Source organism: Streptomyces sp. NPDC038200, assembly GCF_055600785.1.
The window spans coordinates 711930-727879 of record NZ_JBVJYH010000001.1 but is presented as its reverse complement, the minus strand read 5'-3'; the positions used below and the strand labels follow the sequence as shown (position 1 = coordinate 727879).

Below are 15950 nucleotides of genomic sequence, written 5' to 3'. Positions count from 1 at the left end.
GGCATCAGCCGCCCAGCGCGTCCAGGTCGATGATCTTCCCCGCGGGCTTCTTCGCGGGAACCGGCTGACCGTAGTCGCTGAACGCCAGGTGCTCCGGCTCCTTGGCGCCGGACGCGCTGTCGACCCGCAGCAGGTACGGCGTGCCCTCGGTCGCCACATACGCCGTGTAGCGCTCCTTGCCGTCCTTCTCGTGCAGGGTGATCGCGGGCGTGCCGTCGATGCGCGTGGTCTTCCCGCGGGTGGTGCCCGCCGTGTCGCCGTCGCTCACGTCGCCGAGCACCGAGTCCAGGTCGCAGAAGCTCGCGAGGTCCTTGGCGTCCTGGCCCTTCACGGACATCTTGGTCCACTTCCCGGCCAGCATCTCCACGGCCGCGTCCGTGTCGGCCTTGGACTCGCCCTCGCTCTGGGCGCGCAGGAACGCCTCGTCGTACTTCATGTAGACCGAGCTGCCGGTCCTGATCAGATCGGCCTTGCCCTGGCCGTCCATGCTCATCGTGCCGGCGCACTCGCCCTTCCGGTCGAGCGCCATGTCGATCTCGATCGTGCCCTTGCTCTCGTCGTCGGGGATCCGGCCCTTCATCCGCACGGACGAGGCCCCCGTGGTGGCCTTCATCGCGCGCTCGGCGATCTGACCACCGGTCAGCCCGGCGAAGGGGCCCTTCGGCTTGCTGTCCGCCGAGTTCTGCCCCGGCTGACAGCCGGTGGTGAGCCCCGCGGTGGCCGCGGCGGCGAGACAGAGGGCGGCGAGTGCGGTACGGCGCATGACGGTTCCTTGCTGAGAGAAGTGTCTGGTGAGCGGGGGAGCCGGACGGCTCCCTGGGGTGGTGGTGCTGGTGCTGTGTGTGGGGGGAGCTGGAGCGGTGGTGCGCCGGAGCGTCGAGCGCCGGCGCGTGTGACAGTGCCGAGGGCGCGGGCCGCGCGGGCCGCGTGGGTCGCGCGGTCCGCAGGTCGTGTGGTCGGCAGGTCGCGCGAGGCCCGGCGGGGCCCGGTGCGGGGCCGGCGCGGAACGGGCCGCGCCGGCGACGACCGTAGGGGTCAGGCCTTCTTCCAGTCGCCGCAGTCGTTCGTCTTGAAGTAGGCGTCCGACGGGCTGATGGTGACGACGGCCGTGCCGGTGACGTTGTTGTTGGCGATGATCGAGTCCAGCCCCTGCTCGGCGTCCTTCGTGCGCTCCCAGTAGCAGGAGTCGTCGGTGTTCCCGGTCGACTTGTAGGTGCCCGGCGCGATGTCCGTGCCGACCTTGAACATGCCCCCGTCGCCGTCCATCGAGGAGGCGGGCGTGCCCTTCGCCTTCGGGTCCACGGCCTCCCAGTCCTTGCAGCCGTTGGACTTGAAGATCTTGTCGGTGGCCTTGATGGTGACGTAACTCGTGCCGCTGACATTGTCGTTGGCCAGCGTCGAGTCCAGCTCGCCCGAGGCGTCCTTGGCGCGCTCCCAGTAGCACATGTCGTCGGTGTTGCCGACCGTGCGATAGGTCCCCGGCTTCACGTCCGATCCGACCTGGTACTCGCCGTCGCCCCCGAGGGCAGCCTTCTTCTCCTCGGCCGCCTTCGTGCCCCCCGAGTCCTTCTTGCCCCCGGACTTGCGGTCGGCCGACGCCGAAGAACCCTTGTCGCTGCCCCCGGATCCGCCGTCCTTGCCATCACTGCCGGCGTTCGCGGACACGGCACCGATGACGACGATCCCCACGACGGCACCGATCGCGACCTTGGCCTTCATGCCCATGACGAAACCCTCCCGAATGCGGCGGCCTCCCCCTCCGGTGACCGCTCGTTCGCTGGGTCAATAAGAGCACGACGTGTGAACCGAGTCAACACGGTTCACAGAGTCGAGTGAGTACACGCTCGTGAACCCATGGATCTTGTGTACGCCGGTATGCTCGGTGCACACATGGGACGAGGGGAGCGGGCCGGTGCAGGACAACGCGACAGAGGTGACCGCGGCCGGTATCGCGCGGCTCGCCGGAGTGGGCCGGGCCGCCGTCAGCAACTGGCGCCGCCGGCACGCCGACTTCCCCAAGCCGGTCGGCGGTACGGAGACCAGCCCGTCCTTCGCCCTCGCCGAGGTCGAGGCATGGCTGCGCAAGCAGGGGAAACTCGCCGAGGTCCCCCTGCGTGAACGCGTCTGGCAGCAGCTCGCCGGCCACCCGGAAGGCCCGCTGACGGCATTGGTGCACACCGGCTGCGTACTGCTGCTGATCCATGAGCGCCCCACCGTCTGGCTCGACGCGAGCGCCGGCTCCGACGCGCGGCTGGCCGCGATGCTGCCCGGCGCGCTGGACCAGGTGCTGACCCCGCGGTTCTGGGCCGCGCCCGGCCGTGCCGTCCACGGCGGAGGGCCCCGCGAGGCCGGGGCGGCTGTGAACGGACCGCTCTCCGTGAACACCGGTCAGGCGGACGAGAGGGTGAACCCCCCGGGCGCGCGGACGGCCGGTGTGAACGCCTCGGCCGAGGCCGACGCCGTGAACCCTGCATCCCCGGCCCCCGCTGTGAACCACTCACCGGCTCAGCGGCCTGTGAACACCCCGCCGACTGTTCACAGCGCTCCGACGGTTCACGACACCCAGGCCGCCCCGTCCACCCCCGCCCTCCGCACCCCCACAGGGCCCCAACTCCTCCCGTCCGTCCCCCTCCTGCGCGGTGCCGCCGAGCTGGCCGCCGAGGTGGGGGCGCGGCAGACGTTCGAGTTCCTGCTGGGCCGGCACCTGGACGCCAACCCCCGCCAGTACACGCTCACCCCGGCCGAGCTGGCCGGTCTCATGGCCGACCTCGCCGGCCCGGCCCGCACCGTCCTGGACCCGGCCTGCGGCACCGGCGCCCTGCTGCGCGCCGTGGACCCGCGTCCCGACCAGGAGCTGTACGCCCAGGACAGCGCCCCGGAACTCGCCGCGCTCAGCGCGCTGCGGCTCGCGCTGCACAGCCGGGCGACCGTGCGCGGTGCCGTCGGCGACACCCTGCGCGCCGACGCGCACCCCGAGCTGCGCGCCGACGCGGTCCTGTGCCACCCGCCGTTCAACGAGCGCAACTGGGGCCACGGCGAACTCGCCTACGACGCCCGCTGGGAGTACGGCTTCCCGGCGCGCACCGAGTCCGAGCTGGCCTGGGTGCAGCACGCGCTGGCCCGGCTGACCGACGGCGGCATCGCCGTGCTGCTCATGCCGCCGGCCGCCGCCTCCCGCCGTTCCGGCCGCCGTATCCGTGCCGACCTGCTGCGCCGGGGCGCGCTCCGGGCCGTGGTGGCGCTGCCGGTCGGCGCGGCGCCGCCCTACAACATCCCGCTGCACCTGTGGGTGCTGCGCCGGCCCGACCGGACACCCGCGACGCCCGAGGTGCTGCTCGTGGACACGGGACGGTTCGCCGGGGAAGGGCGGGGCGGCCCGGACTGGGAGGCGGTGCGGGAGGCCGTGACGGACGCCTGGCGTGCCTTCGCGCGCGCGGGGCGGCTGGCGGAGCGGCCGGGGCTCGCCCGTTCGATGCCGGTCATCGAACTCCTCGACGACGACGTGGACCTCGCGCCCGCCCGTCATCTGCCGCCGGCCGCGGTGGCCGACGGCGCGGAGCAGCTCACGCAGGTCCGCGAGCGCCTGGGTGCGACCCTGCGCCTGACCGCCGACCTCACCCCGCCGCCCGCCGACCCGGCACCGCCCGCGCGCTGGCCGCTCACCACCATCGGTGAACTCGCGCGCGGGGGCGCCCTGGTGATGCGTACCGGCGGGAACGGCGGCCACGCGCGCGTGCCGGTCCTCACCGACCACGACGTCCTCGCCGGAACCGCGCCTTCGGGCTCTCTTCCCGAGAGCGAGGAGGAGGCCGTCCTCACCGAGCCGGGCGACGTCGTCGTACCGGTGCTCGGCGGAGGCTCGGTGGCACGCGTCATCGACGAGGCGACGACGGGCGCCGCCCTGGGGCGCAATCTGGTGCTTCTGCGCCCCGATCGCACGGCGCTCGACCCGTGGTTCCTCGCCGGGTTCCTGCGCGGTACCGCCAACAACCGGCAGGCCAGCAGCTACGCCTCCACGGCGACCCGGCTGGACGTGCGGCGTCTGCAGCTGCCCCGGCTCCCGCTGGAGGAACAGCGGCGCTACGGCGCGCGTTTCCGCGCACTCGACGAGTTCGAGCGGGCGCTCAGGCACGCGAGCCGACTCGGGGATCAGCTCGTGCGCGGGATGTACGACGGCCTCACCGACGGGACGGTGGCACCCGACTGATCCGGCGCCCCGATCGGCGCCGGCCGCCGGACAACGGTTCGGTACAACCCCGACCGGTTGTCCCTGCCGGGTCATATGCTCGAAGCGACAATCGCACGACCGGCACGGTCCGCGCCCCCGCGGACGGCCGCCGGTCGCGCCCGCACGCCCACTTCAGGCATCAGGAGCAGCCATGCAAGGCCACGGCTACGGTCAGCCGGTGAAGCAGCCGCCGCACACCGCGTGGCTGGTTTTCCTGCGTGTGCTGTTCGTGACGCTCGCGCTCCTCACCATCGGGCTCCTCACCTCGGCGATGATGCTGCGGCTGGCGGCCGTCACGCGCCGTTCGCTGGACTGGGGGCTGTTCGTGGCGGTGCTGGCCGCCGACGTCCTCAGCGTCACGCTGCTGGGGATCGAAGGGGGCGACGAGGTCCACACCCCCGGCGGCTACGTGGGCATGACGCTCCTGCTCGTCACGCTCGTGGCCACGATCGCGTACTACCTGACGGCCGACATCCGTCATTTCTGGGTGCGGCAGCAGGCGTACGAGGCCCAGCGGCCGGCTCCGGCGTACGGCTACCCGGCGCCCGCGACCCCGTACATGGCGACGACCGTGCCCACCCTGCCGACCGGTGCGGCCCCGGCCGGACCGCACACCCCGCACCCGGCCGGACCGCACACCCCGCCCCCGATGCCGCACACACCCGTGCCGCAGCCCCCGCCGGTCTCCCCGCCGCCGCAGCGTCCGGCGCCGGCGCGGATCGACCAGGTGCGGGCCGAGCTGGACGAGTTGAGCGACTACCTGCGCAAGCAGGACGGCCACGAGGGCGGACGGTGAGCGTGGCGACAGGACGTGTCGTCGCCGGCCGTTACGAGCTGTCCACGCTCATCGGGCAGGGCGGCATGGGCCAGGTCTGGACGGCGTACGACCGCAGACTCGACCGGCGTGTGGCGGTGAAGCTGCTGCGCCCCGACAAGGTGGCGGGGCAGGAGGCGGACGAGCTGCGCCGCCGCTTCCTGCGCGAGTGCCGGGTGACCGCGCAGGTGGACCACCCCGGTCTGGTCACGGTGCACGACGCGGGCAGCGAGGGCGAGGAGTTGTTCCTCGTCATGCAGTACGTGGACGGTGCCGACCTCTCCGACCACCTCGCCGAGCACGATCCGTACCCGTGGCAGTGGGCGGTCGCGGTGGCCGCGCAACTGTGCGCCGTGCTGAGCGCCGTGCACGCCGTGCCGATCGTGCACCGTGACCTCAAGCCGCGGAACGTGATGGTGAAGCAGGACGGCACGGTCACCGTTCTCGACCTGGGTGTGGCCTCGGTGATGGACACCGACACCACCCGCCTGACCCACACCGGATCCCCGATCGGCTCGCCCGCCTACATGGCGCCGGAGCAGGCGATGGGCGGCGCGGTCGGCCCGTACACCGACCTGTACGCGCTCGGCGTGCTGATGCACGAACTGCTCAGCGGTGAGGTGCCGTTCGCGGGTTCCACGGCGCTCGGCGTGCTGCACCGGCATCTGTACGAGCCGCCGCTGCCCGTGCGCCGGATCCGCCCCGAGGTCCCCGAGGCCCTGGAAAACCTGGTGCTGCGCCTGCTCGCCAAGGATCCGCAGCACCGGCCGGCGTCCGCGCAGGAGGTGTACGAGGACCTGGCGTCGCTGCTGCCCGCGCGCGGGACGCCCACCGGAGCTCCCTTGGACCCCACGCGCCCCTTCCTGCGCCCGCACGCCCCCTGGCCGGACCGCGCGCGGACCCCCGCGCCTCAGCCCGCCTCCGTCGCGCCGGCGCCGCCGGTGGCCGAGAAGCCCGATGTCGCCGCCGCCGTGGACGAGGTCAAGCGCCTGCTGGGCGAGGGCCGCATCACGCAGGCCGTCGACATCCTGGGCGCGATCCTGCCGGCCGCCGCCGAGCAGCACGGCGAGCATTCCCCGGTGGTGCGCACCCTGCGCAAGCAGTACGCGGCCACGCTCATGGACGACGGCCAGTACCGGCGCGCGCTGCCCGAACTGCGCCGTCTCGCCGACGAACGCGCCGCCGAGGCCGGCCAGGCCGACCCGCAGTCGCTGCGCTACCGCTACGAGGCCGCGCAGTGCCTGGAGCAGCTCGGCGAACCCGCGGCGGCGCTCGCCGAGTACCGCGCGCTGCTGCCGTACTACGAGAACCAGTACGTCTCGGGCGACCCGCAGCTCGCCCACGAGGTCCGCCGCCGCATCGGTCATCTGCTGCTCGCCCTGGGCGACCGGCCGGCCGCCCACGACACGCTCGCGCGCCTGGTCATGGACGTCGAGCGGCTGCACGGCCCCGGCCATCCGCTGGCCCTGGAGGTCCGGCGGACCCTGCAGTGGCTGGGGCAGGTGCGCGGATAGTCTTTGCCGGTTCCTGAGAGATTCTTGTGCACGGCAAGGGCTCGTGTTTCCCGGCAGCAGGCCCGGCGCCCGATACTTTGCGCTTCGTTTGCGCCGAGCACGCGCGCGCGTGAACCGCGCGCAGGACACAGGGGTGGGATTCATGGCCGGTCACCGGCAGTCGAAGAAGCGCAGATACCTCACGTGGGCGGTGGCCGGCGCGGCCGTCGTCACCGGGGCCGGTATCGCCGCGCAGACCTCCATGGCCGCCACCACCTGGCCCGCCCAGAAGACCTTCACCGGCCGCGCGTTCGACACCTGCACCGCGCCCTCGCTGTCGGCCATGAAGGCCTGGCACACCGGTTTCTACGGTGCCGCCGCCGTCTACGTGGGCGGCAGGAACCGCGGCTGCGCCCAGCCCAACCTCACCGCCTCCTGGGTGCAGTCGGTCGACTCCCTCGGCTGGAAGCTCATACCGCTCTACGTCGGCGCCCAGCCGCCCTGCCAGACCGGTTCCAACCCCGAGAAGCTGACCGCCGCCACGGCCGCCTCCCTGGGGGCGAAGGACGCCGCCGACGCCGTGGGCAAGGCGTCCGCGCTCGGCATGAAGACCGGCAGCCCGATCTACCTGGACATGGAGCCGTACGACGTCGGCGACAAGGCGTGCAACGACGCCGTGCTGACGTACGTGCGCTCCTTCATGAAGACGCTGCGCGGCAAGACCTACCGCGGCGGCTACTACGGCTTCACCAGCTCCAGCGCCAAGGCGATCGCCACCGCGTCGAACAAGACGGACCTGCCGGGCAACCTCTGGTACGCGCTGTGGGACAAGCGGAACACGACGACCGCGGACTGGCCGTGGGGCGCCACCCAGTTCACCGGCCACAGCCGCGCCCACCAGTACATGGTCAACAGCAAGGAGTCGCACGGCGGTGTCACGCTGACCGTCGACCGGGACGCCTGGGACGCGCCGGTGGCCGTCGTCGGCTGACCCGGAGCCCCCGCCCGGAGCGGCGCGGCGGTGCCCGAAGCGCGCGCGAATCGTTGGTCGAATGGGTTGGCCGCAGCCTGCCCACTGCCTACCATCGATCACCGCAAGACTTTGTGCACCGTCGCACAATCTCCTCGGGAGGTTTCCTTGCACCGCCGCCGTCGCACCGCGCTCGTCCTCACCGCCGCGATCGCCGCCGCGGCACCCCTGCTGACCGCCTGCGGAAGCGATGCGCACCCGGGCGCCGCGGCCGTCGTCGGCGGACAGCGGATCACCGTCGCCCAGCTGGAGAACCGGGTCAACGAGGTCCGCACGGCGCAGCGCGCCGCGGTGCCGGACGAGACCCAGTACCAGCAGGTCGTCTCCTCCACCAGCAGCCTGACCCGCGACACCCTGCACAACATGGTGCTCGACCGGGTGCTGCACCGCGCCGCCCGGGACGAGGGCATCACGGTCACCCGCAAGGAGATCCAGCAGATGCGCGCGGGCCTGGAGCAGCAGGCCGGCGGCAGCACCGGTCTGGAGACGGCCTGGCTGCAGAAGTACGGCATCGCCCCCGCGCGCCTCGACGACAATCTGCGCCTGCAGCTGGAGGCGCAGAAGCTCGCCGCGAAGCTCGGCACCGACACCAGCCGGCCCGCCTTCTGGAAAGCCCTGTCCAGCGCCTCCGAGGAACTCCACGTCGACCTCAACCCGCGTTACGGCGCCTGGGACGTGCAGAAGAGCAGCCGGGTGGACGCCGAGACACCCTGGGTGCGGGAGGTCACGACGGCGGGCGGCAAGCCGCTGACCGCCTAGCCCGGCGGGCGCCCCGGCCCGGTGCGGCACGGCGCCGCACCGGTACGGAGGCGGCGTGCCACCGGTGCCGGAAGCGGCGCTGTGCCGGCGCCGCACCAGAACGGGAGGCGGCGTGCCACCGGTGCCGGAACGGTACGGCAGCGGGTTGCGGTCATACGATCACAAGACCCCTCGGCCCTGTGGACAACTCGATCCGCCGTCTCGCGCCGTGGGTTACGTTCGGATCGTGAACGAAACCAGCCCCGGACCCCGCCCCGGACCCGACCCCACGCCCCGCACCCCGGCAGCCCCGGAAGCGGCCACCGGCCGCATCGTCCTGCTCACCACCAGCCACCGCGTCGCCCCCGGTCTGCTGTCCTGGCCCGCCTGGCAGGCCCTGCGCACCGCGGACGCCGTGCTGTGCGCGGACGGCGCGCATCCGCAGCTGCCGTATCTCCGCGAGGCCGGGATAGCGGTGGCGGAGGCGTCCCCCACCGCGCAGGATCTGGTCGACGCCTGCGCCGGCGGGCGGACGGTGGTGGTCGTGGCGACGGGCGAGGGCGAGCCGGCGCTCACCGACGGCCTCGCCCGGCTGGCCGGCTCCGGCCGGATCGCCATGCCGGAGCTGGAGCTGCTCCCCGCCTCCTACGACCTGCCCGGCGCCCGCCTGCTGGACCTCGTGCAGGTCATGGACCGCATCCGCGCCGAGTGCCCGTGGTCCTCCCGGCAGACCCACGAGGGCCTGGCCAAGTACGGCATCGAGGAGGCGTACGAACTGGTCGAGGCGATCGAGGCCGGCGACCGCACCGAGCTGCGCGAGGAACTGGGCGACGTCCTCCTCCAGGTCGTCTTCCACTCCCGGATCGCCGAGGAGGACCCGGACGCGCCGTTCTCCGTGGACGACGTCGCCGGGGGCATCGTCGCCAAGCTCATCCACCGGCACCCGCACGTCTTCGGCGACGAACAGGCCGAGACCCCGGAGGACGTCAAGGAGCACTGGCTGCGCACCAAGGCGGAGGAGAAACGGCGTGCCTCGGTCACCGAGGGCGTGCCGCTCGGCCAGCCCGGCCTGGCGCTCGCCGCCAAGCTCGCCTCCCGCACCCGTACGGCGGGCCTGGCGGTGCCCCTGCCGCAGGGCGAGGGCATCGGTTACGAGCTGCTGGCGCTGGCCGTCGGCGCCGAGGCGGACGGCGTCGACCCGGAGGCGGCGCTGCGGGCGGCGGCCCGGGCGTACCGGGACGCGATACGGGCTGCTGAGGGGCTGTCCGCTTAGTACCGTTGCCCCAACGGGTGGGTGCGAGGCGTGGGGGCGCGCGTGACAGGGGAGTTGGAGGAGCTGAGGGCCGCGCTGCTGAGCGCGATCCACCGCTCACCGGCCGCGGCACGGCGGGTCGAGGAGACGCTGCGGCAGGCGGACATGGCCTATGCGATGGAGGTGTGGAGCCAGCGGGGAGACGACGGGTTCACGAGCCAGCTCCAGCTCGCCTCCCTGGTGCTGCTGCGCCGTGACCATCCGGTCGCGTTCGCCGAGCTGACGGCGGTCGCCGGGGCCGGCTCCGCACCACCCCTGTCGGCCGGCACGGACCACCCGGGTACGGCCGACGGCTTCCACTCGGCGGCGAGCCGGGACGGCGGCCCCTTCTTCCCCCCGCCCGCGGCGGCGAGCCAGGACGGTGATCCCGTCCCCTTCTTCTCCCCGCCCGCGTTCTTCTCCCCGCCCGCCCCGGCACCCGACGCCGATCCCCACGGCGCCGCGCGGCCGGACACCGAGGAACCCGGCACACGGCAGCGCGCCGACCGTCCCGAGTCCCCCGGCGACCACATCGAGTTCCGGGACGGTGTCTTCCTCGACCGGGTGGTGGGGGTGCAGCACCACCACTACGGCACGGCGCCGGTGCCGGCGAAATGGCGGCCGGCCGGTGGCGTGGAGCCGCTGGAGTTCGGGGTGCAGCCGACGCGGCCCGTGCCGGGGCTGCCCGACGTGCCGCCGTACGTGCCGCGCGACTGCGACGAGGACCTGGGCGCCCAGCTGGCCCGTCCCGGCCTGGTGCTCATCCTGGGCGAGCCGTACGCGGGCAAGTCGTACACCGCCTGGCATGCCGTGCGTTCCCTGAAGGACCACCGGGTCTACGAGCCGGACCCGGGCGAGGACCTGCGTCCCCTGGTGGCCGCCCTGCGGGAGAGCCCCGGCCGGTACGTGGTCTGGCTGGACGAGCTGACCGGCCACCTCGGCGCGGGCCGGCTGGACCTGCCGCTGCTCGGGCGGCTGACCGCCCTCGGTGCCGTCCTGCTCGCCACGATGAGCCCCGCCGGGTACTACAGGCGGCGCGCCGGGACCGCCCCCGGTGACCGGGTCGTCAGCGCCGCCCGCACGGTGGAGCTGCCCCGCGAGTGGAGCGAGGGGGAGCTGGCACGGCTGTCGGCGCACGACGACCCGCGGGCGTACCCGGCGTTCCTGTGGAGCGGCCCGGAGGGAGTGGGGTCGTACTTCGCGGTGGGGCACCTGCTGTTCGACGAATGGCGGCGGCCGGGGACGCGCCGGGAGCACCCGCTGGGGCGGTTACTGGTCCGGGCGGCGGTCGACCTGGCCCGGTGCGGGATCACCGCGGCGGTACCGGCCGAGCTGCTCGCGAAGGTGGTGCAGCGGTACGGGCCGGAGCACGAGGAGGCGGTGCGCACAGAGTCGTACGAGGACGCCCTCGCCTGGGCGACGACACCCCTGTTCGGTGTCTCGGGGCTGCTGGTGGCGGGTGCGGAGGACGGCACCTGGCGGGCGTACGGCGCGCTGGTCGCCGAGGCGCTGGCGTCGGGGGGCCTGGAGCCGGTGCCGGACGGGGTGTGGTGGACGCTGCTGGACTCGGCGGAGTCCGGCACCGGGACACGGCTGGACCACGGCGTGATTCTGGGCGCGGCCCGGGCGGCGCTGAGCGCACGCGTCGAGGCGGGCGACGCCGAGGTGACGTTCGCCCTCGCGCTCCGCACGGAGGGCGAGGAGAGCGAGTCCCTGGTGCGCCGCGCGGCCGGCGCGGGGCATGTGGAGGCGACGTCGGTGATGGCGCTGACGCTGCTGGAGCGGGGGGACGAGGAGGAGGCGCTGCCGTATCTGGAGAAGGCCGCGGAGGCGGGGTACGCCTGGGCGGCGCGGCACCTCGGCCGGATGCACCGCGCCCAGGCCGAACGCTGGCTGCGCGAGGCCGCCGAGGCGGGGGACGGCGCGGCGGCGCACGAGCTGGGAGACATGCTGGTGGGACCCGGAGGGGAGGGGGACGCGCTGCGCTGGTACCGCAGGGCGGCAGCCGCGGGGCACCGCGAGGTCGCCGGCAGCATCGGCGCCCTCCTGGCCTCCTGGAACGAGCCGGAGGCGGAGGAGTGGCTGCGCTACGCGGCCGCATGGGGCGACGTGCGCGCGACGAACGACCTCGGCATCTTCCTGGAGAACGCGAAGAAGGCCACCGAGGCCGAGACGGAGCCCCTGTTCCGGCGGGCTGCGGAGGCCGGGGACGCCTCGGCGGCGATCAACCTCGGCGTCTCGCTGGAGCATCTCGGCCGGGAGGAGGAGGCACGGACGTGGTACCTGACCGGGCAGGAGCGCGGGGCCCCGTACGCGGAGCAGTACCTGGCCAGGCTGCTGCGCAAACAGGGCAGGGACGCGGAAGCGGACGACTGGGAGCGCAAGGCGGTCGCCGCGGACCCGCGGGGCCTGCCCGAGGCGTTCCCGCCGCCCCCCGCGACCGCGCCCGGGACGCTCCCGCCCCCCTTCCGCCGCACGCCCTCCGACGCTGCGGATACCGTCGAGGAGTGACCGACCAGCCCCACCCCCCGACGACCCCCGCCCCGGCCCTCTTCACCTGGGAGTTCGCCGCCGACCCCTACCCCGCCTACGCCTGGCTGCGCGAGCACGCCCCCGTGCACCGGACACGGCTGCCGAGCGGCGTCGAGGCGTGGCTGGTCACCCGGTACGCCGATGCCCGGCAGGCCCTCGCCGACCAGCGGCTGAGCAAGAACCCCGCGCATCACGACGAGCCCGAGCACGCCAAGGGCAAGACCGGCATTCCGGGCGAGCGCAAGGCCGAGCTGATGACGCACCTGCTGAACATCGACCCACCGGACCACACCCGGCTGCGCAGGCTGGTCAGCAAGGCGTTCACCCCGCGCCGGGTCGCCGAGTTCGCCCCCCGGGTACAGGAGCTGACCGACCGTCTCATCGACGGGTTCGCGAAGACGGGTTCGGCCGATCTCATCCACGAGTTCGCCTTCCCGCTGCCCATCTACGCCATCTGCGACCTGCTCGGTGTCCCGCGCGAGGACCAGGACGACTTCCGGGACTGGGCGGGCATGATGATCCGGCACGGCGGAGGCCCGCGCGGCGGGGTCGCCCGGTCGGTGAAGAAGATGCGCGGCTATCTCGCCGAGCTGATCCACCGGAAGCGCGAGGCGCTGCCCGCCGTGCCCGAGCCCGGCGAGGACCTGATCTCCGGTCTCATCCGCGCCTCCGACCACGGTGAGCACCTCACCGAGAACGAGGCCGCCGCGATGGCCTTCATCCTCCTCTTCGCCGGCTTCGAGACGACCGTCAACCTCATCGGCAACGGCACCTACGCCCTGCTCAACCACCCCGAGCAGCGCCGGCGGCTGGAGCGGTCCCTGGCCGCCGGGGAGAGCGACCTGCTGGAGACGGGCGTCGAGGAACTCCTGCGCTACGACGGCCCGGTGGAGCTGGCCACCTGGCGGTTCGCCACCGAGCCGCTCGCCATCGGCGGGCAGGACATCGCGGCGGGCGATCCGGTGCTCGTCGTCCTCGCCGCCGCCGACCGGGACCCGGAGCGGTTCGCCGATCCGGACGTGCTGGACCTCGCCCGCCGCGACAACCAGCATCTCGGTTACGGCCATGGCATCCACTACTGCCTCGGCGCGCCGCTCGCCCGGCTGGAGGGCCAGACCGCGCTCGCGACCCTCCTCACCCGCCTCCCCGACCTGCGACTCGCCGCGGATCCCGCAGAGCTGCGCTGGCGCGGCGGGCTCATCATGCGCGGCCTGCGCACGCTGCCGGTCGAGTTCACGCCCACCGACTGAACACAGCCCCCGCCGAGAAGCATGACAGGCGTTCAACTTTGTGATCTTCACGTGATCTGTGCGGCATGAACTTGTGACAAGTGATCGTCTGCCTATACGTTCACCCATCAGCGCGGCGACCGGCTTCATCCGCCGCGTCGGTCCTGCTGTCGCTCGAAAGGCTTCTGCATGCTCTCCGGGAACGGCCGACACCGTCGCCCCCGCCAGGCCCCGGCTCTCCTCGTCGCGGCCGGCGTGACCGGCTCCGCCATCGCCATCCCGCTCCTCGGCGCGGCGAGTGCCAACGCGGCGGACGGCACCACGTGGGACAAGGTGGCCGAGTGCGAGAGCGGCGGCTCCTGGAGCGCCGACAACGGCAACGGGTACTACGGCGGCCTGCAGATCTCGCAGGACGACTGGGACAAGTACGGCGGCGGCCAGTACGCGGGCAGCGCCGACCAGGCCAGCCGCCTCCAGCAGATCGCCGTCGCCGAGAAGATCCTCGCCGACCGGGGCACCTCCCCGTGGGCCACGTGCGCCCTGCTGTCCGGCCTGACCACGGACTCGGGCTCCGTGGACGTCGACACGGGCGTCGGCGGCTCCGCCGACACCGGTTCGCACGACTCGTCCGGATCGGACGACAGCTCCGGTTCGTCGGACAAGTCCCACAGCTCCGACTCGTCCGATGCGCCGGATTCATCGGACTCCGCCGACGCGGACCCGGGTGCCGGCTCCGGCTCCAAGGGCGGTTCCTCCTCGGACGCCACCGGCAAGCCGGACGCGAAGCCGGGCAAGGGCGCCGGCAAGGACAAGGGTTCCACCGGGACCGACACCCCCAAGTCGGACAAGTCCGCCTCGCCGGAGACCGGTGGTCTGCCGGAGACCGGCAGCACCCCCACGGTGACCCCGGACCCCGGGATCGAGGACAACCCCCAGCAGGCCGCCGGTTCTTGGAGCCTGGTCGACACCGGAGCGCTCGCCAGCGGCGGACGTCACCGGGGCGCGAGCGCGGACGAAAGCCCCGCGGGCGGACAGACCGCCGCGTCCTCCGGCCGGCACGCCTCCCGTGAGCCGGGCAGCTACACCGTCCACGAGGGCGACACCCTCGCCTCCATCGCCGACTCCCTTGACGTCGACGGCGGATGGCGCGGGCTCTACGCCGACAACAAGGACGCCATCGGGTCCGACCCGAATCACATCAGTGCCGGTCAGACCCTGGAAGTCAGGGGCGAAACGGGCGGTAAGTAGCGGCAGTTGACGCCCCACTTGACGCCCTAATGTCCGGTTTGGCGAAAGTGTGGGATGAGTCTCAGAAGTCGTGATCGTCTTTGAAATTCCGCGGATCGCGTGCCTACGGTCGAGGCCGCTCGTCACCACGAGCCCCGGCGACCGCAACGCCGAATCCTGCCAGCGGTCACCCGGGAACAGTCGACGCGTCAAGCGCCGTAGGCAGGAGCGGGGGACCCAAGGTAAGTGCCGGGACCAGCAGTTGAAGCTGGGACCGGCTGGGGGTGAAGCCGCATCTCGCGCACAGCGATGAGGTGCGGCCGGGCAACTCAACCGGCCCGAACCCGACAGCTCACCTCGCAGGCGTCGGTGAGGGGATCCTTCCATGCTGTTTTCCGGTAAGGGCAAGCACCGTCGTCCGTCCAAGGCCGTCCGCGCCGTCGCGCTCGCCGGTGTCACCGGTGCCGCCGTCGCCGCCCCGCTGATGGCGGCCGGCAACGCCTCCGCCGCCACCGCTTCCGAGTGGGACGCCGTCGCCCAGTGCGAGTCCGGCGGCAACTGGTCCATCAACACCGGCAACGGCTACTACGGTGGCCTGCAGTTCTCCGCCTCCACCTGGGCCGCGTACGGCGGCACCGCCTACGCCGGGCAGGCCAACCAGGCCACCAAGGCGCAGCAGATCGCCGTCGCCGAGAAGGTCCTCGCCGCGCAGGGCAAGGGCGCCTGGCCGGTCTGCGGCACGGGCCTGTCCGGCGCCGCGTACAACGGCTCCGCCCCGAGCGCCCCCTCGACCTCGGGCAGCACCACCACCTCCCGCTCCACCGACGAGCAGGCCGCCTCCCGCTCCGCCGAGCGTCCGGCCCCGTCCACGAGCAAGAGCCAGACCGTCACCACCCCGACCGGCAAGAAGGTCAAGAAGGGCGACGGCGAGTACAAGGTCGTCGAGGGCGACACCCTGAGCACCATCGCCGCGAAGCACCAGGTCGGGGGCGGCTGGGAGAAGCTCTTCGAGCTGAACAAGGGCATCGTCGAGAACGCCGACCTCATCTACCCGGGCCAGCAGCTGCACCTGAAGTGACCCCTGGCCCAGAGCCGGCCCACCCGGCCCGCGCATCCCCGCGGGCCTGGCCGAAGGCCCCCGTGCGGGCCACCCCCGTCCCCACGGGCCCCCCGTCCCGGTGCGTGTTCCCCCGTACGCACCGGGACGGGGCTTTTTTGCGCCCAGTCCCCCGAAGACCTTTGTTTCGGGTAGAAACAAAAGGTACCGTCGCCTTGTCCACGGGGCGGTCGGTCGGTGGCCGACGCCCCCGGGACGGTTAGGCTCTAGTCGCAAGGCACACCAGCCCCGCACTTCCAGCGTCACATCCA

At 73.0% G+C, this 15950-nt stretch carries 12 protein-coding genes and 1 riboswitch; of the genes, 10 read left to right on the top strand and 2 right to left on the bottom strand.

Annotated elements, in window-relative coordinates:
• Positions 1-4: 4 nt before the first annotated feature.
• On the bottom strand, positions 5-763 hold the full coding sequence (locus ACZ7KF_RS03010) for a hypothetical protein (protein ID WP_471068853.1): 759 nt from the start codon (positions 761-763) through the stop codon (positions 5-7).
• A gap of 272 nt (positions 764-1035) precedes the next feature.
• Positions 1036-1725 (bottom strand): hypothetical protein, encoded by a 690-nt coding sequence (locus ACZ7KF_RS03005; protein ID WP_471068852.1) that lies wholly within the window; start codon positions 1723-1725, stop codon positions 1036-1038.
• Positions 1726-1912: 187 nt separating this feature from the next.
• On the opposite strand from ACZ7KF_RS03005, the gene ACZ7KF_RS03000 reads away from it, so the two are divergent.
• The 10 genes from ACZ7KF_RS03000 to ACZ7KF_RS02955 all read left to right on the top strand — a co-directional run bounded on the left by ACZ7KF_RS03000 (position 1913) and on the right by ACZ7KF_RS02955 (position 15660).
• Positions 1913-4207 (top strand): N-6 DNA methylase, encoded by a 2295-nt coding sequence (locus ACZ7KF_RS03000; protein WP_471068850.1) that lies wholly within the window; start codon positions 1913-1915, stop codon positions 4205-4207.
• 199 nt (positions 4208-4406) lie between these two features.
• Complete coding sequence (locus ACZ7KF_RS02995) at positions 4407-5024, top strand: hypothetical protein (protein WP_471068849.1); 618 nt, start codon at positions 4407-4409, stop codon at positions 5022-5024.
• 38 nt (positions 5025-5062) lie between these two features.
• Positions 5063-6556, top strand: a complete 1494-nt coding sequence (locus tag ACZ7KF_RS02990) for a protein kinase domain-containing protein (RefSeq protein WP_471069564.1) — start codon at positions 5063-5065, stop codon at positions 6554-6556.
• Between the two features lie 142 nt (positions 6557-6698).
• The gene (locus ACZ7KF_RS02985; protein ID WP_471068846.1) at positions 6699-7526 is read left to right on the top strand and encodes a glycoside hydrolase domain-containing protein; all 828 of its coding nucleotides are present in this window, start codon (positions 6699-6701) and stop codon (positions 7524-7526) included.
• A 147-nt stretch (positions 7527-7673) separates the two neighbouring features.
• A complete protein-coding gene (locus tag ACZ7KF_RS02980; RefSeq protein ID WP_471068844.1) occupies positions 7674-8324 on the top strand; it encodes a SurA N-terminal domain-containing protein in 651 nt (216 codons plus the stop codon).
• 226 nt (positions 8325-8550) lie between these two features.
• Entirely contained in the window at positions 8551-9576 is a 1026-nt protein-coding gene (locus tag ACZ7KF_RS02975; protein ID WP_471068841.1) for a nucleoside triphosphate pyrophosphohydrolase, read from the top strand.
• Positions 9577-9618: 42 nt separating this feature from the next.
• Positions 9619-12105, top strand: coding sequence for a hypothetical protein (locus ACZ7KF_RS02970; protein ID WP_471068838.1), 2487 nt, complete (start codon positions 9619-9621; stop codon positions 12103-12105).
• Entirely contained in the window at positions 12102-13376 is a 1275-nt protein-coding gene (locus tag ACZ7KF_RS02965) for a cytochrome P450 family protein (RefSeq protein ID WP_471068835.1), read from the top strand. Before ACZ7KF_RS02970 ends, ACZ7KF_RS02965 begins: the two co-directional genes overlap by 4 nt.
• Before the next feature lie 168 nt (positions 13377-13544).
• Positions 13545-14603: a transglycosylase family protein gene (locus ACZ7KF_RS02960; RefSeq protein WP_471068833.1), complete on the top strand. Its 1059-nt coding sequence runs from the start codon at positions 13545-13547 to the stop codon at positions 14601-14603.
• Between the two features lie 183 nt (positions 14604-14786).
• A riboswitch (cyclic di-AMP (ydaO/yuaA leader) is annotated at positions 14787-14963 on the top strand.
• Positions 14964-14967: 4 nt separating this feature from the next.
• Positions 14968-15660 (top strand): transglycosylase family protein, encoded by a 693-nt coding sequence (locus ACZ7KF_RS02955; protein WP_471068830.1) that lies wholly within the window; start codon positions 14968-14970, stop codon positions 15658-15660.
• Positions 15661-15950 lie beyond the last annotated feature (290 nt).